The sequence below is a fragment of the Xanthomonas hydrangeae genome, from assembly GCF_032697525.1.
In the GTDB taxonomy this organism is placed as follows: domain Bacteria; phylum Pseudomonadota; class Gammaproteobacteria; order Xanthomonadales; family Xanthomonadaceae; genus Xanthomonas; species Xanthomonas hydrangeae.
Genome location: NZ_CP103836.1, coordinates 3,651,380 through 3,670,460, shown reverse-complemented (window position 1 = coordinate 3,670,460; position 19,081 = coordinate 3,651,380). Strand labels below are relative to the sequence as shown.

Below are 19,081 nucleotides of genomic sequence, written 5' to 3'. Positions count from 1 at the left end.
GGACAACGTTCTTGCAAACCGCCAACACCAAAGACACCACCAAAGTCAGCACGGGCGCCGCCGAGCACACCCCGCTGATGAAGCAATTCTTCGCCGCCAAGTCGGACTACCCCGACCTGCTGCTGTTCTTCCGCATGGGCGACTTCTACGAGCTGTTCTACGACGATGCGCGCAAGGCCGCACGCCTGCTCGACATCACCTTGACCCAACGCGGCAGTTCCGGCGGTGCGCCGATTCCCATGGCCGGCGTGCCGGTGCATGCCTACGAGGGTTATCTGGCGCGGCTGGTGGCGTTGGGCGAGTCGGTGGCGATCTGCGAGCAGATCGGCGACCCGGCGCTGGCCAAGGGCCTGGTCGAGCGCAAGGTGGTGCGCATCGTCACCCCCGGCACGGTCACCGACGAGGCGCTGCTGGACGAGCGCCGCGACACGCTGTTGATGGCGATCGCGCGCAGCAAGCAAGGCTACGGCCTGGCCTGGGCCGATCTGGCCGGCGGGCGTTTTCTGGTCAACGAAGTCGATAGCGTGGACGCGCTGGAAGCGGAAATCGCGCGCCTGGAACCGGCCGAGCTGCTGGTGCCCGACGAAGACAATTGGCCGGAGTTTCTGCGTGGACGCGTCGGCGTGCGGCGCCGGCCACCGTGGTTGTTCGATGCCGATAGCGGCCGTCGTCAGCTGCTGGCGTTCTTCAAGTTGCACGACCTGTCCGGCTTCGGCATCGACGATAAACCGTGTGCCACTGCGGCGGCCGGCGCGCTGCTCGGCTATGTCGAAGAAACCCAGAAACAGCGCTTGCCGCATCTGACGTCTATTGCGATGGAAGTGGCCAGCGAGGCGATCTCGATGAACGCGGCCACGCGCCGGCATCTGGAACTGGACACGCGCGTCGATGGCGACACCCGCAACACCTTGCTCGGTGTTCTGGACAGCACGGTCACGCCGATGGGCGGGCGCCTGCTGCGCCGTTGGCTGCACCGTCCGCTGCGCCTGCGCGAGGTGCTGGTGCAGCGCCACCACGCGGTCGGCAGCCTGATCGACACCGGCGCCGATGCCGACGTGCGCGAGGCCTTCCGCGCGCTTGGGGATCTGGAGCGCATTCTCACGCGCGTGGCATTGCGCTCGGCGCGCCCGCGCGATTTTTCCACCCTGCGCGATGGCCTGGCGCTGCTGCCGAAGGTCCGCACCATCCTCGCTCTACTGGATTCGCCGCGCCTGCAGACGCTGTACGCAGAACTCGGCGAACACGATGCCACCGCGCATCTGCTGATCAGCGCAGTGGCCGAACAACCGCCGCTCAAACTCAGCGACGGTGGCGTCATCGCCACCGGTTACGACGCCGATCTGGACGAGCTGCGCCGCCTGTCCACCAACGCCGACCAATTCCTGATCGACCTGGAACAACGCGAACGCGCCAGCAGCGGCATCGCCACGCTCAAGGTCGGCTACAACCGCGTGCACGGCTACTACATCGAGATCAGCAAGGGCCAGGCCGAAAAGGCCCCGCTGCACTACAGCCGCCGACAGACGCTGACCAATGCCGAGCGCTACATCACGGAGGAACTCAAGAGCTTCGAGGACAAGGTGCTGTCGGCGCGCGAGCGTTCGTTGTCGCGCGAAAAACTGCTGTACGAAAGCCTGTTGGACGCACTCGCCCACGAGCTGGAAGGCCTCAAGCGCTGCGCAGGCGCACTGAGCGAACTCGACGTGCTGGCCGGGTTCGCCGAACGCGCGCAGGCACTGGACTGGTCGCAGCCGGAGCTGGACAGCGCGCCGTGCCTGCGTATCGAACGCGGGCGCCACCCGGTGGTGGAAGCGGTGCGCGACCAACCGTTCGAACCCAACGATCTGGACCTGCACACCGAGCGCCGCATGCTGGTCATCACCGGCCCGAACATGGGCGGTAAGTCGACCTACATGCGCCAGAACGCGTTGATCGTGTTGCTGGCGCATATCGGCAGCTATGTGCCGGCCAGCCGCGCGGTGATCGGGCCGATCGACCGCATCCTCACCCGCATCGGCGCGGGCGACGATCTGGCCCGCGGGCAATCCACCTTCATGGTGGAAATGGCCGAAACCAGCTACATCCTGCATCACGCCACGCCGCAATCGCTGGTGCTGATGGACGAGATCGGCCGCGGCACTTCCACCTACGATGGCCTCGCATTGGCCGACGCTGTCGCACGCCATCTGGCCCACACCAATCGCTGCTACACGCTGTTTGCAACGCATTACTTCGAGCTCACCGCACTGGCCGACGAGTCGCATGCCGGCGGTGCCAGCGGCATCGCCAACGTGCATCTGGACGCGGTCGAACACGGCGAGCGCCTGGTGTTCATGCACGCAGTCAAGGACGGCCCGGCCAATCGCAGTTTCGGCCTGCAGGTCGCTGCGCTCGCCGGCTTGCCCAAGGCTGCGGTCACCCAGGCGCGTCACCGTCTGGCCGAACTGGAGCAACGCGGCGGCGAAAGCCATGTCGCGCAGATGGCCCCGGCCGCATTGGATGCGCCGCAGCAGTTCGGCCTGTTCACTGCGCCCTCCTCTGCCGCGCAGGAAGCACTGCAGGCATTGGACCCGGACGAACTCACGCCCAAGCAGGCGTTGGAAGCGCTGTATCGGCTGAAGGCGTTGCTGTGAGTGCGGGGAATCGGGAATCGGGAATCGGGATTCGTAACAGCGCAGATGTTCGCGACGCTTGCGGATCCGTTGCGGCGGCAGGCTTGGGTAGTGGTTTGAATGCGGTTTTTGCATGGATTGGGGATTCGTCACGGCATGGCTGCATGACTGAGGCTTGCGGCCCTGCCAATCCATTGCAGCTGCAGGTTTGCACGGTTGCTTGAATGCTGCCCTGCGATGGTGCCGGCTTGCGCTGCATCGCGCTCTGCGCGGTGACGCGCACCGCGCGGTTTGCTCTGCTGCCGCGACAGGCGCACCCTGCCTCGACGTTTTGTCCAACCGGAGAGCACACCGATGACCACGTCCGCCTCGTTGACCGACCAACTGGCCGCGCAACTGCAGGGCCCGCAGTTGCAGCAACTCGCCAGCCGGCTCGGCATCGCGCCCGAGCAGGCGCAATCGGCGGTGCAGACCGCCCTGCCACTGTTGATGGGCGCACTGGGCCGCAACAGCCAGCAGCCCGGCGGCACCGATGCCTTGTTGGGCGCCCTGCAGCGCGACCACGCCGGCAGCCCGGACCTCGGCAGCCTGCTTGGCGCGCTGCTGGGAGGCTCGGCCAATGGTGCACAAGGCAATAGCGCCGGCATCGTGAGTCATCTGTTCGGCGACAAGGCACCGCAGGCGGCTGCAGGCCTGGGCAAGGCCACCGGGCTGGAAACCAGCAAGGCCAGCCAACTGCTGCAACTGTTGGCGCCCATCGTGATGGCGTATCTGGCCAAGCGCTTCCTCAGTGGCACGACCACGGCCAGCAGTCAACTCGGCCCGGCCTTGGCGCAGGAACGCCAGCAAGTCGGCAGCAAGAGCGGCGTCAGCGGCCTGCTGAGCAGCGTGCTGGATCAGGATGGCGACGGGAAGCTGGGCCTGGGCGATGTCATGAAACTCGGCGGCAGCCTGTTCGGCAAGCGCTGACCGATCGCTGCCGTGCCGCCTGGGCGTCTCCTCCCTAACCATAGCGACACCCTATCGATATGGTTGAATAATTCGAATTCCCCAACCGATCGATGCTCCTTATCGTGTGCACACGCCGCCACGATGAGTCCGCCTGATGCGCACCGCTGCCAGTCACATTCCGGATACCGACCCGTACCGGCCCCTGCGGGCAGGCGCTAGCATCGGCACACGCGGCGACGATGCTCGATGACCCCACGGCCGCATGTGCGCCTTCGATCGATGACCACAGCTGACGCATTGCCCACCACTTCGACTCCACCAGCACGTGTCCGCAGTTTCGGCACACAGCTCCCCAAGTGCTCACGCACACAGGTATTGCCATGACAACCGAAGCAAAGTGCCCGTTCAATCACGCCGTCGTCGGTACCGGAACCACCAACCGCGATTGGTGGCCCAAGCAGCTGCGTGTGGACCTGCTCAGCCAGCATTCGAGCAAGTCCAACCCGCTGGGCCAGACCTTCAATTACGCCGAGGCGTTCAAGCGCATCGATCTTGCCGCGCTCAAGCAGGAACTGCGCGCGCTGATGACCGATTCGCAGGATTGGTGGCCGGCCGACTTCGGCCATTACGGCCCGCTGTTCGTGCGCATGGCCTGGCATAGCGCCGGTACCTATCGCATCGGCGACGGACGTGGCGGCGGCGGTCGTGGGCAGCAGCGCTTCGCACCGCTTAATAGCTGGCCGGACAACGTCAGCCTGGACAAGGCGCGCCGGCTGCTGTGGCCGATCAAGCAGAAGTACGGCCAGGCGATCTCCTGGGCCGACCTGATGATCCTCACCGGCAACGTCGCACTGGAAAGCATGGGCTTTACGACCTTCGGTTTTGCCGGCGGCCGCGAAGACACCTGGGAGCCGGATCAGGATCTGTACTGGGGCCGCGAAACCAAGTGGCTGGGCGGCGACGAGCGCTACTCGCGCGGCTCGCCGGGCGTGGACGAAGCGCACGGCGTGCTGGTGAAGGACGACGACAGCGAAGTGCCGCACACCCGCGATCTGGAAAACCCGTTGGCCGCCGTGCAGATGGGCCTGATCTACGTCAATCCGGAAGGCCCGGACGGCAAGCCCGACCCGGTCGCCGCCGCGCGCGACATCCGCGACACCTTCGCGCGCATGGCGATGAACGACGAAGAGACCGTGGCGCTGATCGCCGGCGGCCATACCTTCGGCAAGACCCACGGTGCCGGCCCGGCCGACAACGTGGCCGCCGAGCCGGAAGCCAGCGACCTGGAAAGCCAGGGCCTTGGCTGGCACAACAGCTACGGCACCGGCAAGGGCGCAGACACCATCACCAGTGGCCTGGAAGTCACCTGGACCACCACCCCGGCGCAGTGGAGCAACGACTTCTTCGACCATCTGTTCAAGTTTGAGTGGGAACTGAGCAAGAGTCCGGCCGGTGCGCACCAGTGGGTGGCCAAGAATGCCGACGCCATCATTCCCGATGCGCACGATGCCTCCAGGAAGCATCGGCCGACGATGCTGACCACCGATCTGGCGCTGCGCTTCGACCCGGCCTACGAAGCGATCTCGCGTCGCTTCCACGAACACCCCGACCAGTTCGCCGATGCGTTTGCGCGCGCCTGGTTCAAGCTCACCCACCGCGACATGGGCCCGCGCTCGCGTTACCTGGGGACCGAGGTGCCGAGCGAAGAACTGCTGTGGCAGGACCCGGTGCCGGCCGTCGACCACCCGCTGGTCGATGCGCAGGACGCCGCTGCTCTCAAGCAGACCATTCTGGGCTCCGGCTTGAGCGTGGCGCAGCTGGTCTCCACCGCGTGGGCATCGGCATCGACCTTCCGCGGCTCGGACAAGCGGGGCGGCGCCAACGGCGCACGCATCCGGCTGGCACCGCAGAAGGACTGGCAGGCCAACCAGCCCGAGCAGCTGGCGCAGGTGTTGGGCACGCTGGAGCGCATCCAGGCCGAGTTCAACGGCGCGCATGCCGGCGGCAAACAGATCTCACTGGCCGACCTGATCGTGCTGGCCGGTAACGCGGCTGTCGAACATGCGGCGCACGCCGCAGGCTACAGCGTGACCGTGCCGTTCGCGCCGGGCCGCACCGATGCATCGCAGGAGCAGACCGATGTCGAATCCTTCGCCGTGCTGGAGCCCGTGGCCGATGGCTTCCGCAACTTCGCCAAGCGCAGCTACGCGGTGCCGGCCGAAGCGCTGCTGATCGACAAGGCGCAGCTGCTCACTTTGACCGCACCCGAGTTGACCGTGCTGGTCGGCGGCCTGCGCGTGCTCGGCGCCAACGTCGGCGACTCGAAGAATGGCGTGTTCACCACCCGCCCCGGCGTGCTGAGCAACGACTTCTTTGCCAACCTGCTCGACATGCGCACCGAGTGGAAAGCCACCTCCGAAGCGAAGGAGCTCTACGAAGGCCGCGACCGCAGCACCGGCGAACATCGGTGGACCGGCACGCGTGTGGACTTGGTGTTCGGCTCCAATTCCATCCTGCGTGCGGTGGCCGAGGTCTATGCCAGCGCCGATGCACAGGAAAAGTTCGTGCACGACTTCGTCGCTGCCTGGACCAAGGTGATGCAGCTGGATCGTTTCGATCTGGCGTGAGTCGCAAGGCGCACGCCCTCGTGCGTGCGCCTGCAGCTCAGTTGAACTACACGCAAGACATCGACTTGGCACACTGAAGATACTCCCCGGATAGCCGGGGAACGCTAGTCACCTGGAGCGGCTAACACTTCGTGGTCATCAGGTGGATGCCGCTGTTGCTTGGTGCAGCGTGTGCCACGTGCACATGCCGTTTCTGGGTACATGGACGGCACTTACCTGTCCGTTGTGCGCAACGCTTGTTAGCCACTGGTATTTCAAGACCGTGAGATCTCGGCAGTCTTGAAATCACTGAGAGTTCAATGGCGCGGAGGGCCCAATGGTGGAGCGGCTTGTCTACAGCTTGGCTGCAGGGCCCTTGCCCGCCCACCATCGCGGGACACGCCGCAAGTACGTCCGTGTAGGCTCTTACGCGGCATCCATGCCGCGTAAGGTCCCGCGACGGTGGGCGGGCAAGGACCAGGCGGGATGGTCGGTTTGCATTAGGCAAGCAATGCCTGACGTGGGTTGTTTAGATAAGTCCGATCATCTTCTCAATACAAGCCGAGCGATGGACTAGCTTCAAGAAAGCAACCGACCAACTTTCTGGTGCGGTGTCCTCGCCAATTGCGGGACCGTGTGGCGGCATGGATGCCGCCACCGAGCCTCCAGGGACGGATTCACGGCGTGTCCCGCAATTGGTGAGGACACCGCGCCCTCGACCGACGCGGCTTGAATCACCCAATTGGCGCTAAACGTGGCCAACACCAGCACTGCGCGACCGCTCGCCAGCTTTTATCAGCCGTTCTCAAGCTTCTGATCTATGGTCATGCACCTGGATGCATCGCACACCGCAACAGAAAACGGCGCTTCCCACCTCAATGGGGAAGCGCCGTTCTTTCTTGAGTGAACGACACGACGTAGGCACGGGCGCTTCTGTTTCCACCATCCAATTCGCAGCGGGCAACCACACAGTGCTACAACGCGTCGATATCGCCCAGCGCGTTGATCAGGCGGCGGGCGCGCTTGTCCGGCTTGCCCTCGGGTGCGCGATAGCCGGTGCGTTCGGCGGCACGCTGCAGCCGCCATTGCGCACGCGCCTCGCGCGAGGCATCGCTTTCCAGGTACAGCGTCTGTGCGACCGGTGCCGGGCCGCGCACATCGCTCAGCGCGGCGACGGTGATCTCGAAGATTTCACCGCCACGGTCGATACGCAGTTGCTCGCCGCTGCGCAGTGTGCGCGACGGCTTGGGCCGCTGGCCGGCGACATCCACCTTGCCGTTGTCCACCGCCGCCTTGGCCAGGCTGCGAGTCTTGAAGAAGCGTGCTGCCCACAGCCACACATCCAGCCTGACCGTCGTCGCTTGTTCCACCAATTGAGTCATCGCGCTGTGCTTGCCGTTGGGTCCATGGGCTGCATGCCGGTGCGGTCATCGCGCTGCATCGGCGCGGTGCAACCGGCTGCATCGAGCGAGAAATATCTGGGCAACCGCGCCGGAACTCAAGCGCTACCGCCAGCCAGACCCGGCCTGCCTGCCACACGCTGGCTGACCGATACAGGCAGAGCTGCATAGCCCGTGTGGTGCCCCGTGACATCGGCATGGCGAGCTCGCTTTTTCACGGCTGTTGAGATTCGCCAGGCGACCGCACGCGGCACACACGCCAGTGCTAGTGTTCGCAGCTTCCGCACCACGGCGCGTCTGCAATGCCCAAATCCGCTGTCCTGACCGAAGGCCCGATCGGCAAGAATCTGCTGCTGTTCGCACTGCCGATCCTGGCGGGCAATATCGCCCAGTCGCTCAACGGCTCGATCAATGCGATCTGGGTCGGCCGCTACCTCGGCGAGGCAGCACTGACTGCGGCGGCCAATGCCAACAGCATCATGTTCTTCCTGATCGGCTCGGTGTTCGGCATCGGCATGGCCTCGACCATCCTGATCGGCCAGGCGATGGGCGCGCGCGACATCGCGCAGGCACGCAAAGTCATGGGCACCAGCGCCAGTTTCTTCGGCGGCCTGTCGGCAGCGATTGCGGTCTTCGGCTGGTTTCTGGCGCCGCATCTATTGACCGCGATGGGCACACCACCGGCGTCGCAGACATTGGCCGAGGAGTACCTGCGCGTCATCTTCCTGGCGATGCCGCTGATCTATGTATTCGCGTTTTTGTCGGCGGCACTGCGCGGCACCGGCGATGCGCGCACACCGTTCCGCTTTTTGCTGGTGTCGGTGGTGCTGGACATCGTGTTCAACCCATTGCTGATCTTCGGTCTCGGCCCGTTTCCGGCACTCGGCATTGCCGGTGCGGCCTGGGCCACACTGCTGGCGCAGGTGGTCGCACTCGGCGGGTTGCTGCTGTATTTACGCAAAAAACGCCACGTCCTGTGGTTGGGGCGCGGCGATCTGCAGCTGTTTCGGATCTCGCCGACGATCCTGCGCGCGCTCATCGTCAAAGGCGTGCCGATGGGCCTGCAGATGGTGCTGATCTCGCTGTCCATGATCGCGATGATGACGCTGGTCAACGGCTTCGGCACCGACACTGCAGCCGCTTACGGCGCAGCGCTGCAGCTATGGACGTATGTGCAGATGCCGGCGATGGCGCTGGGCGCTGCCTGCTCCACGATGGCGGCGCAGAATGTGGGCGCGGGATTGTGGAATCGCGTGGATGCGACCGCACGCACCGGCATCGTCGCCAACTTTTTGATGACCGGCATTCTGATCGTGCTGCTGATCCTGTTCGATCACTGGACGCTCGCGCTGTTCCTGCCGACCGACAGCCCGACGCTGGAAGTGGCGCGGCATCTCAATCACATCGGCATCTGGTCGTTCCTGCTGTTCGGCGTGAGCTTCGTCATTTCCGGCGTGGTGCGCGCGACCGGCGCGGTGATCCCGCCACTGCTGATCCTCGCATTCGGTCTGTGGGGCGTGCGCGTGCCGCTGGCGAACGCCTTGATCCCGCATCTGGGAGCCGACGGCATCTGGTGGAGCCTTCCGATCAGTTCGGTCTGCTCGATGCTGCTGTCGCTGGCGTATTACCGCTGGGGCGGCTGGCGCAAGGCGCGCATGTTGACCACGCCTGCGGATCCGGCGGAGCTAGCGGCCGCTGCGGAGGTTCCGGCACACCCGGCTTCGCCGGTCGCCGATACGGCACCGTTGACGGAATTGCCGAGGCCTCGCCAGCGCTGATGTCGACTGGCTTTACGGAGAACACACGCTCGCGCGCCCACACGTTCCCGCGAACGTTGTGGGATCACCACCTGCCGAATCCCGATTCCCGTAACGCAAACGGCCGCCCGAAGGCGGCCGTTTGGCAGTGGCAGAAACAACCTGCCAGTGTGACTTACTGAGCCTTGGCAGCAGCCTGGCGAGCAGCCTTGGCCTGCGCAGCGGCGGCCAGATCTTCCTTGATGCGGGCAGCCTTGCCTTCCAGACCACGCAGGTAGTACAGCTTGCCCGCACGGACCTTACCGCGGCGCTTCACTTCGACCGAATCGATGATGGCGCTGTGGGTCTGGAACACGCGCTCGACGCCGAAGCCGTGCGAGATCTTGCGCACGGTGAACGCGGAGTTCAGGCCGGCATTCTTGGTACCGATCACCACGCCCTCATAGGCCTGCACGCGCTCGCGGTTGCCTTCCTTCACCTTGACGTTCACCACAACGGTGTCGCCCTGGTTGAATTCCGGCAGCTGGCGCTGAATCTGGGCGGCTTCGAAGTCAGCCAGGATGGTCTTGTTGAGTTTGCTCATGATGGGCACCGCGTGTCTGGGGATATTGGACCGGCAGTCGCCGCACGGCGATTGCTCGAGGTTCGTAGGAGGGCCAGACGCAAGGCTGGCCAGCAAGCCGCATATTGTACCCCAATCAATGCTGCAAGAGCTAGGGGTGAGCCCTTATTTCTCGTCGCCGGGTTTATCGTCGCCTGCGGCGAGTTCGCGACGAAATTCCTCCAGCAGACGGCGATCGTTCTTGTCCAACCCGGCCTCGTCGAGCAGATCGGGACGACGCAACCAGGTCCGGCCCAGCGACTGCTGCCGGCGCCAGCGCGCGATCGCAGCGTGATTGCCCGAGCGCAGCACCTCCGGCACATCGCCCCAGTCATGGGTCGAGGGATGGCTATAGTGCGGGCAATCCAGCAGACCCTGCGGGCCTTCGAAACTGTCCTGGGCCGCAGATTCGGCGTCGTTCAACACGCCCTCCTGTAACCGCGTCACCACATCCACCAGCACCGCTGCGCCAAGCTCGCCACCGGACAACACGTAGTCGCCGATGGAGATTTCCATATCCACCGCCTGCGCCAGAAACCGCTCGTCCACGCCTTCGTAGCGCCCGCACACCAACACCATGCGTGGCAACTGCGCCAGCTCGCGGGCGAGCGGCTGGGTCAGCGGCCGCCCCTGCGGGCTGAGATAGATCACCGGTGCGGGGCGCGTGTCTGCGGCTTGCACCGCAGCCAGACAGGCCCGCAACGGCTCGATCAACATCACCATGCCGGGCCCGCCACCGAACGGACGGTCGTCCACCCGGCGGTAGTTGCCCTGCGCATGCTCGCGCGGATTCCAGCCCTGCAGTTCCAGCAAGCCACGCTCCTGCGCCCGCCCGACCACGCCGAACGCCGCGCATTGCGCGATGAACTCGGGGAACAGGCTGATGACGTCGATGCGCACTGGCGGGGAGTCGGGAATCGGGATCGGGGAATGGGTAAAGCAAGAGCAGAGCAACGCGATGCGCCATTCCGATCAGAAATCCGGGTCCCAGTCCACCACGATCAGGTTGGCCTCGAAGTCGACCGACTTGACGAAATCCGGCAGCACGAATGGCACCAGCCGTTCGCGATCGCCGCGCACCACCATCACGTCATTGGAGCCGGTAGAGAACAGATGCGACACCGTGCCGAGCTTGACGCCCTCGACGGTTTCCACCTGCAGCTCTTCCAGATCCACCCAATAATATTCATCGGGCTTGGGTGGCGGCAGCACGCTGCGCGAGACGTAAATCTCGATCCCGTGCATGGCTTCGACGGTGTCGCGATCGGAAACATTGGGGAATGTTGCGACCAGATGCTTGCCCTGATCGCGCCCGCGCGCTCCGCTCAGTGTCGACTCCTCACCCGAAGGCGTACGCAGAATCCACGGTTGGTACCGGAAGATTGCGCTACGCGGCTCGGTCCAGGACTCGATCTTGAGTTCGCCCTTGACACCGAAAGCGCCGGCAACCCTGCCTAGCAGGATACGGCGCTCGGTCTGTTTCATCTGCGTCAGCTAGGCCGAGCGATGCGCTCGGCCCTCCCAAATCAGGCCGCAGCGGCCTGAGGCTTGGATGCTTCGCGATACAGGTTACGCACCTTGTCGGTCAGCTGTGCGCCCTGGCCGACCCAATGGTCGACGCGCGCGATATCCAGCACGACGCGCGGTTCTGCGCCCTGTGCAACCGGGTTGTAGTAACCCAGACGCTCGATGTTGCGGCCGTCGCGCGCGCTGCGCACGTCGGTCACGATGATGTGGTAGAACGGACGCTTCTTGGCGCCGCCGCGGGTCAGTCGAATCTTGACCATGGTGTCGTTTTCCTAAAGTTGCCCAGTCGCCAGAGTGGCGCGGTAAGCCGGCGATTATAGCGGGCACCGGCGGCGAAGCCAAGTCACCCGGTGACCGCCCCACGCCGAGCCTCAGATCGCTTGCCACGCATGGGTTTGCAGGGCCTGCTCCAGCAGCGGCAGCTGGGCTGCATGTGGGCCCCAGCGGGCCGGCCCCATCGCCACGATCGCCTGCTGCCCGCGCGCATTGCAGGCGAAGGCGCCATCGAAACGATCCAGTTCGTCCAGTTGCACCGGCCGCCGCATCTGGGTGATCCCAAGCGTTTCCAGCCCGGTCTGCAGCAATTGCTGACGCGTTCCCAGCAAGGCCGGGCCCTGCGGCCAGACCACGCCGCCGCGCTCCCACAAACCCAGATTCCAGAACGCACCTTCCAGCACCCTGCCCTGCGGATCCTGCAACACGACATCGTCGTGGTCGGCCTGCATCGCCAGGCGGCGCAGATGCAGCAGCGGAAACGTGCCGACATGCTTGAGTTCCGGCCGCTCGCGTACGTAATCGGTCACCTGCACGCGCAGCCCGGTCTCGGGCATGTCCGCTGGCGGCGACACCGCAACCAGCACGTCCAGCGCGACCTCGCGCAAGGGATCCCGAAAGTCGTAATCCTGCGCGAACACGGTGACGCGCAGGCTGGCATCGGCCATTGCCGAGGCTTCCAGCGCGACGTGCATTTGCAGACGCACTGCCTCCTGCGCCAGCTCCATGCTGAACAGCGCGCGACTGCCCTGCTGCAGACGCTGCAGATGCAGGTCCAGCCCGAGCGCGGCACTGCTGCGCACCTGTAGCGTGGTGAAGTGGCCGTAGTTGATCAGCGCGGCAGCCCCGAGCTGCGCCGCGCTGGCAGGTAGGCCATTGCAGAAGATCACCGACATAACAGCGCCTGCGCGTTCGCCCACCACTGCGTGACCACCTGCGCGGCGGGCTGCGCGGGCGCCATCCAGGCCGATTGCCCGGCCCAGGCCTGCATGGCATCCAGGCGGTTGTCGCGCGCTGCGGCCTGGCGCATCGGCGCGGTCAGCGCGCGCTGCACCGGATACGGCGCGGGCGGCGGCGCATCTGCAGCACTGGCGGCACGCAGATACGGCGTGACCAGCGCACGACCCAGCCGGCCGGAGAATGCGCGGGTCGGCTGGGTCTGTTCCGGTTCGGCCTGCATCAGTGCGTCGGCCCAGGCGCTCGGCAGCGCAGCCTCGGGCGTACGCAGCAGGCCGGTACCGATCTGCACTGCGCTCGCGCCCAGGGTCAGCGCCGCGGCAATGCCGCGTGCGCTGGCGATGCCGCCTGCGGCGATCACCGGGATGTGCAGGTGATCGACCAGTCGCGGTAACAAGGCGAACAATCCGGTCGTCTGGCGCTCGGCCTGGCTGGCATCGAATGCGCCGCGATGGCCACCGGCTTCGGCCCCTTGTGCGACCACCGCATCGGCGCCTGCGGTCTGTGCCGCAAGCGCTTCGTCCAGTGTGGTGGCGCAGGCGAACCACGCGATGCCGGCAGCCTTCAAACGCGCAATCTGGTCGGGCCGAAACAGCCCCATGATCGATGAGGCAACCGCAGGACGTGCGGCGAGCAAGGCCTCGAACTGTGCATCGAAGTCGGCTGGCGTTGCGTCGGCAGCGGCTGCAGAAACTGGCGGCCCCCACTGCGATAGAAATTCCCGCACGCACGCTTCCGCATCTGCGTTGCGTACCGGTGCAGGATCGGGAATCCATAGATTGATCTGCGCAGGCCCGAGGCTCGCGTCACGAAACGCCATCATCCATGCCACGATCTCCTGCGGCTGCGACAACACCGCACCCATCGCGCCCATGCCACCGGCTTCGGCAACCGCCGTCGACAACGGCACCGGGCAGGCGCCGGCCATGGGGCTGAGCAGAATGGGAACGCCTAAGCCAAAACGCCGGCAAAAACGCGCGACGTTTGCGTACGGGCCATCCGACGCAAGCGACGGCGTCACCGACACCTCAGTGATCGCCTTGGAGAAGCTGCACGATTCTGGGCCATTGCATCTGTCGAGCCAGATCCAATGCCGTCCTGCCCGATGGCGTGCGCAGCGACGCATCCGCGCCGTGCTTCAGCAACAATGACACCGGCTGATAGTTGCCCGCCAAGGCATCGCGCTGCAGGAGCGTCCAACCGGCGTCGTCGCGGAAATGCACCATGTCCGGCTGCTCGCGCAGGCCTTCGTCGAACTTCGCGCCCATGTTCTCGCTCATCGGATGCTCGCGCTCGGAAGGAGCCTGCTCCGTTGCAACGACCTGAGCCGGCTTGCTACCGAACATCTTGCCGAACAAGCCGCTTTTGCGCTCCGGCACAGGTGCAGGCACCAGGCGCACTACGCGCACTACGCCCGGCTCACCGAAGTCCAGGCCCCACGCAGCGTCGTGCTCGGCGCGTTCGCCCTGCGACATCGTGCGACGCATCGCTGCAATGGTATGGCCGCCGTAGACCTGGCCATCGACCACGTACATCCAGTCTTCCAGGTCGGTGATCGGTGCAGACACGGCGTCACCGGCAGTGAGTCCTGCGATCCATTCCGGATCGTTGAGCAGGCTGCCGGAGACCTGCTCGCCATCGAACTGCACGTCGGAGATCCACATATGCTCGTGCGAAGGCGCATCAATCGCGGAAGCATCGGTGGCGAAAGGCAGTTTCACTGCCGCCATCTCCAGGCCCGGCACGATGCGGCGATATTCCCAGGACAGTTCCCGCCAGAAAAACTTGAAGGTGTCGCGCGCCGCGGCGTAGGCCGCCTGCAGTGCAGCGTCTTCATCGTTTGCGAAATACATGCGGTTATCGGTCATGGTTACCTCGACTAAGAGCCGCCGACAAAACTACTTCACGCCAGTCTACTGCAGGCCGGCTGATCTGCGGCCTGGCTGCAGGGCCCTTGCCCGCCCACCATCGCGGGACACGCCGCAAGGCAGAGCGGCTGATCTGTGGCTTGGCTGCGGGGCCCTTGCCCACCCACCATCGCGGGACACGCTGCAAGGCAAAGCGGCTGATCTGTGGCTTGGCTGCGGGGCCCTTGCCCGCCCACCATCGCGGGACACGCCGCAAGGCAGAGCGGCTGATCTGCGGCTTGGCTGCAGGGCCCTTGCCCGCCCACCATCGCGGGACACGCTGCAAGTACGTCCTTGTAAGCTCTTACGCGGCATCCATGCCGCGTAAGGTCCCGCGACGGTGGGCGGGCAAGGACCCGTGGAGTTGATCGGTGTGCGTAGCTTTCAATAAAACAGCCAGCAAACTTTCTGGTGCGGTGTCCTCACCGCTTGCGGGACCGTGTGGCGGCATGGATGCCGCCACACGGTCCCCACGGACGGGTTCACGGCGTGTCCCGCGAGCGGTGAGGGCACCGCGCCCTCTCGACCCACGCAGCGTTTGATCTGGACCTCTGACTGCATCCACGCAATCGCAGCTGCATCTGCGCGATGCCCTACATTGCCAGCGCAGGGCCAGTGCGGCGCCGCGCCGGCAGCGTCAGCGCATCACTGAACTCAGCGGAACGGCATGCCGCCGCGGCCGCCCATTGCGCCCATCATGCCCTTCATGTTGCGCATCAGGCCTTTCATGCCGCCGCCGGCCAGCTTGCCCATCATCTTTTCCATCTGCTGATACTGCTTCATCAGCTTGTTGACGTCGGCCGGCAGCATGCCCGAGCCGCGCGCGATGCGCGAGCGGCGCGAGCCGTTGAGCAGGGCCGGGTTGCGGCGCTCTTTCTTGGTCATCGAATTGATGATCGCGATCATGCGCGGCACTTCCTTGCCGGTGACCTGCTGCTTGACGTTGTCCGGGATCTGGCCCATGCCCGGCAGCTTGTCCATCAGCCCATGGATGCCGCCCATGTTCTGCATCTGCTCGAGCTGTTCCTTCATGTCGTTGAGGTCGAACTTCTTGCCCTTGGCGACCTTGGCGGCGAGCTTGGCGGCCTTTTCCTGATCGACGCTGTGCTCGACCTGCTCCACCAGCGACAGCACATCGCCCATGTCCAGGATGCGGCTGGCGACGCGGTCGGGATGGAACACGTCCAGGCCGTCGGTCTTTTCGCCGGTGCCGACGAACTTGATCGGCTTGCCGGTGATGTAGCGCACGCTCAGCGCGGCACCGCCACGGGCGTCGCCATCGGTCTTGGTCAGCACCACGCCGGTCAGCGGCAGCGCTTCGCCGAAGGCCTTGGCAGTGTTGGCGGCGTCCTGGCCGGTCATCGCATCGACCACGAACAGGGTTTCGGTGGGGTTGACCGCGGCATGCAGCGCCTTGATCTCGTCCATCATCGCCGCATCGATCGCCAGGCGACCGGCGGTATCGACCAGCAGCACGTCGACGAACGACTTGCGCGCATCGCTGATGGCGGCGCGCACGATGTCCACCGGCTTCTGCGAGGCGTCGGATGCGAAGAACAGCACGCCGACCTGTTCGGCCAGGGTCTTGAGCTGCTCGATCGCGGCCGGGCGATAGACGTCGGCCGAGACCACCATGACCTTTTTCTTGCGCTTTTCCTTCAGGTGCTTGGCGAGCTTGCCGACCGTGGTGGTCTTGCCCGCACCCTGCAGGCCGGCCATCAGGATGATCGCCGGCGCTGGCACATTGAGGTTGAGGTCGGTGGCGGCCGCGCCCATCACCGCAGTCAGTTCGTCGCGGACGATCTTGATCAGCGCCTGGCCCGGGGTCAGCGACTTCAGCACTTCTTGACCGACCGCGCGCACCTTGATGCGCTCGATCAGCGCCTGCACCACCGGCAGCGCCACGTCGGCTTCGAGCAATGCGATGCGGACTTCACGGGTGGCTTCGCGGATGTTCTCCTCGGTCAGGCGGCCGCGGCCGCGCAGGCGCTCCATGGTGCCGGAGAGACGTTGGGTAAGGGACTCGAACATGCGCAAAGGACCGCGTGAGGGGAAACGGGCGTCGATTATAGCGGCACAGGCCAATCGGCCGCCCTGCCCGACCGGGCATGCCCGCTCTTCCGATTCCCGATTCCCGATTCCCGATTCCCGATTCCGGCGCCAGCCCCCAGTGTGCGAAACTTCCACGATGACAATCGTTCTCATCGCGTTCGCCTTGTATCTGTTGGCCACTGCGCTGCTCACCCGCTCGGTGCTGCGCGATGGCAACCAGGCGCCTGCACGCTGGCTGATCCCGGCGCTGGCGGCAGTGGCGCTGCATGCCGGGTACCACGTGCTGGTGGCATTCCGCACCGCCGGCGGGCCGGACATGCACTTCTTCGCGGCACTCTCGCTGTGCGGGCTGGGCATGGCCGCGCTGACGGCGGTGTTCGGCGGGCGCGGGCGCATGGCGGCGGTGGGCGTGGTGGTGTTCCCGCTGTCGGCGATTCTGCTGGCCTGCTATCACGCTTACGGTCACGAACCGAGCTCGGACCTGGGCTGGCGGCTGGAGCTGCACGCGTGGATGGCGTTGCTGGCCTACGCCACGCTGGGGATCGCTGCGCTGCTGGCGATCATGCTGTGGCTGCAGGAACGCGCGCTGCGCCGACGCGACTTCCACACCTGGCTGCGCGCGTTGCCGCCGTTGACCGAACTGGAGACGCTGCTGTTCCGCACGATCACGGTGGGCTTCGTGCTGCTGAGTCTGACCTTGCTGACCGGCCTGCTGTTCGTGCAGGACTTTCTCGCGCAGCGGCTGTTGCACAAGACCGTGCTCAGCATCCTGTCGTGGATCGTGTTCGGGGCGCTGCTGATCGGCCGCTGGCGCAATGGCTGGCGCGGCACCAAGGCGGTGCACTGGACGCTGACCGCGATGGTGCTGCTGGTGCTGTCGTTCTTCGGCAGCAAATTCGTGATCGAGCTGGTGTTGGGGCCGCGCTGATCTCAGGTATCCAGCGCAGCGCTCACCGTGGCCCACAGCTGATCCGGGCCAGCGCTGGCGAAGTGATAGGCGATGCGGCGACGGTAGATATCGCCGGGTCGCAGGATTGTCGACGGGAAGTTGGGGTGATTGGGCGCATCCGGGTAATCCTGCGGCTCCAGACACACGCCGCGGCCCAGGCCGGGATGATGTGCGTCCAGATGCTGGCCTTCGTAGAGTTGCACCGCCGGTGCATCGCTGGTGATGCGTAGCGCCACGCCACTGTGCGGCGAGTACAGCTCGGCAACGCAATCGGCGTCGGCTGCCAGTACCAGGCATTGGTCGTAGCCTTTGCCGAGCATCAGTTGTGGATGCGATGGATCGGTGTTGTCGGACAACGCGGCAGCAATGCGGAAATCGAACGGCGTGCCGGCGATCGAAGCGATCTCTCCAGTGGGAATCGATTCGGCATCCACCGGGAGATAGCGATCGGCCGGCACGCGCAGCACCTGCCGCGCGGCACTGTGATGCGGGTCGCCGGACAGGTTGAAATATGGGTGATGGGTGAGATTCAACGGGGTGGCGGCATCGCACTGCGCTTCGAAGTCCAGCTGCAGCTCGAGCCCCTCCAGTTGCAGCCGCGCACGCACCTGCAGATTACCGGGATAGCCTTCTTCGCCATCGGGCGAGTCGTAGCCGAGCAGCACCTGATCCGGCGCCTGCTCCAGCACGCGCCACACACGCCGCCCGAAGCCACGCAATCCGCCATGCAACTGGTTGCGTCCTTCGTTGGCCGCCAGCGTGTGAGTGACGCCATCGAATGTGTAACGCGCCCCGGCGATGCGATTGCCGAAGCGACCCACCAGAATATTGAGGCTATCGCCGTCGGCCGCGTAAGCGGGCAGATCCGGCAAGGCCAACAGCAGCGGCACGACGCCCTGCGCGGTGGTCAACCGCAGCGCATGCAGGATGCCGCCATAGGTGAGCACTTCCGCCTCCAGCCCAGCCTCGCTGCGCAGCGTAAGCGCATGGACCTCAACACCGTCTGGCAACTGCCCGAATACGCGCTGCATGGATCATCCCGCCGATACTGGAAGCTGGCGAGCATAGCGGGAGAGCGCAGTCGCCGACCATGCCGATGCGTGCATCTTGACGCTAGCACTCGCTTTTCAGGGCAACTAACACCGAATGGGCGTGCAGACCGGGCTCGCCGGTGGACGAGCAGCCGCGTCTGCTACTGCAGATCTAGCCAAGTGCCACGGGCGCAGCGCCGCACTGGCAAAACAACGGTCTGACCGTTCTGGTCGACACGGGATTGCCGGTACCGTAGCCGACCACTACACCAGCTGCCACGCCACCGCCGCTTAGCTGAGCGCGCTGCAGGGCTGGATCGATCTGCACGCAGCGGAGCCGTGAATCTGTCGATCAAGTTGCGCTGCCCGAACGCGTGGTCGTGACCGCGAAGGATGGCGGCGGCTACGACATCGCCCATGGATGTTTGCAAAGCTGCGGCAAGCCAAGTACTTCAAGG

At 65.3% G+C, this 19,081-nt stretch carries 15 protein-coding genes; 5 read left to right on the top strand and 10 right to left on the bottom strand.

Annotated features, from left to right (window positions below; genetic code table 11):
- Positions 1-77 precede the first annotated feature (77 nt).
- The 3 genes from mutS (at position 78) to katG (ending at position 6,190) form a co-directional block, all read left to right on the top strand.
- On the top strand, positions 78-2,633 hold the full coding sequence (gene mutS / locus NYR97_RS15660; RefSeq protein ID WP_316698278.1) for a DNA mismatch repair protein MutS: 2,556 nt from the start codon (positions 78-80) through the stop codon (positions 2,631-2,633).
- A 333-nt stretch (positions 2,634-2,966) separates the two neighbouring features.
- Complete coding sequence (locus NYR97_RS15655; protein ID WP_316694443.1) at positions 2,967-3,581, top strand: DUF937 domain-containing protein; 615 nt, start codon at positions 2,967-2,969, stop codon at positions 3,579-3,581.
- Between the two features lie 362 nt (positions 3,582-3,943).
- On the top strand, positions 3,944-6,190 hold the full coding sequence (katG, locus tag NYR97_RS15650) for a catalase/peroxidase HPI (RefSeq protein WP_316694441.1): 2,247 nt from the start codon (positions 3,944-3,946) through the stop codon (positions 6,188-6,190).
- 953 nt (positions 6,191-7,143) lie between these two features.
- Here the strand turns inward: katG and NYR97_RS15645 are convergent.
- Entirely contained in the window at positions 7,144-7,551 is a 408-nt protein-coding gene (locus NYR97_RS15645) for an RNA-binding S4 domain-containing protein (RefSeq protein WP_316694439.1), read from the bottom strand.
- A 320-nt stretch (positions 7,552-7,871) separates the two neighbouring features.
- On the opposite strand from NYR97_RS15645, the gene NYR97_RS15640 reads away from it, so the two are divergent.
- On the top strand, positions 7,872-9,347 hold the full coding sequence (locus NYR97_RS15640; protein ID WP_006449160.1) for an MATE family efflux transporter: 1,476 nt from the start codon (positions 7,872-7,874) through the stop codon (positions 9,345-9,347).
- Positions 9,348-9,501: 154 nt separating this feature from the next.
- Here NYR97_RS15640 and rplS read toward each other — a convergent pair whose 3' ends face one another.
- The 8 genes from rplS to ffh all read right to left on the bottom strand — a co-directional run bounded on the left by rplS (position 9,502) and on the right by ffh (position 16,622).
- Positions 9,502-9,909 carry a 50S ribosomal protein L19 gene (gene rplS / locus NYR97_RS15635; RefSeq protein WP_006449159.1) on the bottom strand — a complete coding sequence of 136 codons (408 nt, stop codon included), beginning with the start codon at positions 9,907-9,909 and terminating at the stop codon, positions 9,502-9,504.
- A 144-nt stretch (positions 9,910-10,053) separates the two neighbouring features.
- The gene (gene trmD / locus NYR97_RS15630) at positions 10,054-10,827 is read right to left on the bottom strand and encodes a tRNA (guanosine(37)-N1)-methyltransferase TrmD (protein WP_205392050.1); all 774 of its coding nucleotides are present in this window, start codon (positions 10,825-10,827) and stop codon (positions 10,054-10,056) included.
- A 72-nt stretch (positions 10,828-10,899) separates the two neighbouring features.
- Complete coding sequence (rimM, locus tag NYR97_RS15625; RefSeq protein WP_055818725.1) at positions 10,900-11,412, bottom strand: ribosome maturation factor RimM; 513 nt, start codon at positions 11,410-11,412, stop codon at positions 10,900-10,902.
- Between the two features lie 41 nt (positions 11,413-11,453).
- Positions 11,454-11,714 carry a 30S ribosomal protein S16 gene (rpsP, locus tag NYR97_RS15620; protein ID WP_006449156.1) on the bottom strand — a complete coding sequence of 87 codons (261 nt, stop codon included), beginning with the start codon at positions 11,712-11,714 and terminating at the stop codon, positions 11,454-11,456.
- Positions 11,715-11,825: 111 nt separating this feature from the next.
- Positions 11,826-12,623 (bottom strand): aminotransferase class IV family protein, encoded by a 798-nt coding sequence (locus NYR97_RS15615; protein ID WP_316694430.1) that lies wholly within the window; start codon positions 12,621-12,623, stop codon positions 11,826-11,828.
- Positions 12,614-13,612, bottom strand: a complete 999-nt coding sequence (locus tag NYR97_RS15610) for an NAD(P)H-dependent flavin oxidoreductase (protein WP_316694428.1) — start codon at positions 13,610-13,612, stop codon at positions 12,614-12,616. Before NYR97_RS15610 ends, NYR97_RS15615 begins: the two co-directional genes overlap by 10 nt.
- 100 nt (positions 13,613-13,712) lie before the next feature.
- Complete coding sequence (locus NYR97_RS15605; protein WP_316694427.1) at positions 13,713-14,552, bottom strand: DUF2314 domain-containing protein; 840 nt, start codon at positions 14,550-14,552, stop codon at positions 13,713-13,715.
- 693 nt (positions 14,553-15,245) lie between these two features.
- A complete protein-coding gene (gene ffh, locus NYR97_RS15600; RefSeq protein ID WP_316694426.1) occupies positions 15,246-16,622 on the bottom strand; it encodes a signal recognition particle protein in 1,377 nt (458 codons plus the stop codon).
- A 157-nt stretch (positions 16,623-16,779) separates the two neighbouring features.
- Between ffh and NYR97_RS15595 the strand changes: the two genes are divergently transcribed.
- Complete coding sequence (locus tag NYR97_RS15595; RefSeq protein ID WP_074056958.1) at positions 16,780-17,571, top strand: cytochrome C assembly family protein; 792 nt, start codon at positions 16,780-16,782, stop codon at positions 17,569-17,571.
- Positions 17,572-17,573: 2 nt separating this feature from the next.
- Here the strand turns inward: NYR97_RS15595 and NYR97_RS15590 are convergent, their stop codons facing one another.
- Positions 17,574-18,623, bottom strand: coding sequence for an aldose epimerase family protein (locus NYR97_RS15590; protein ID WP_316694422.1), 1,050 nt, complete (start codon positions 18,621-18,623; stop codon positions 17,574-17,576).
- Positions 18,624-19,081: the final 458 nt, after the last annotated feature.

Excerpts from the sequence above, each read along its gene's own strand:
- NYR97_RS15610 (WP_316694428.1), bottom strand. The coding sequence starts at position 13,612 with ATGGCCGGCGCCTGCCCGGTGCCGTTGTCGACGGCGGTTGCCGAAGCC.
- NYR97_RS15615 (WP_316694430.1), bottom strand. The coding sequence starts at position 12,623 with ATGTCGGTGATCTTCTGCAATGGCCTACCTGCCAGCGCGGCGCAGCTC.
- NYR97_RS15655 (WP_316694443.1), top strand. The coding sequence starts at position 2,967 with ATGACCACGTCCGCCTCGTTGACCGACCAACTGGCCGCGCAACTGCAG.
- rplS (WP_006449159.1), bottom strand. The coding sequence starts at position 9,909 with ATGAGCAAACTCAACAAGACCATCCTGGCTGACTTCGAAGCCGCCCAG.
- rpsP (WP_006449156.1), bottom strand. The coding sequence starts at position 11,714 with ATGGTCAAGATTCGACTGACCCGCGGCGGCGCCAAGAAGCGTCCGTTC.
- NYR97_RS15640 (WP_006449160.1), top strand. The coding sequence starts at position 7,872 with ATGCCCAAATCCGCTGTCCTGACCGAAGGCCCGATCGGCAAGAATCTG.
- katG (WP_316694441.1), top strand. The coding sequence starts at position 3,944 with ATGACAACCGAAGCAAAGTGCCCGTTCAATCACGCCGTCGTCGGTACC.
- NYR97_RS15595 (WP_074056958.1), top strand. The coding sequence starts at position 16,780 with ATGACAATCGTTCTCATCGCGTTCGCCTTGTATCTGTTGGCCACTGCG.
- NYR97_RS15590 (WP_316694422.1), bottom strand. The coding sequence starts at position 18,623 with ATGCAGCGCGTATTCGGGCAGTTGCCAGACGGTGTTGAGGTCCATGCG.
- NYR97_RS15605 (WP_316694427.1), bottom strand. The coding sequence starts at position 14,552 with ATGACCGATAACCGCATGTATTTCGCAAACGATGAAGACGCTGCACTG.
- ffh (WP_316694426.1), bottom strand. The coding sequence starts at position 16,622 with ATGTTCGAGTCCCTTACCCAACGTCTCTCCGGCACCATGGAGCGCCTG.
- NYR97_RS15645 (WP_316694439.1), bottom strand. The coding sequence starts at position 7,551 with ATGACTCAATTGGTGGAACAAGCGACGACGGTCAGGCTGGATGTGTGG.
- mutS (WP_316698278.1), top strand. The coding sequence starts at position 78 with ATGAAGCAATTCTTCGCCGCCAAGTCGGACTACCCCGACCTGCTGCTG.
- rimM (WP_055818725.1), bottom strand. The coding sequence starts at position 11,412 with ATGAAACAGACCGAGCGCCGTATCCTGCTAGGCAGGGTTGCCGGCGCT.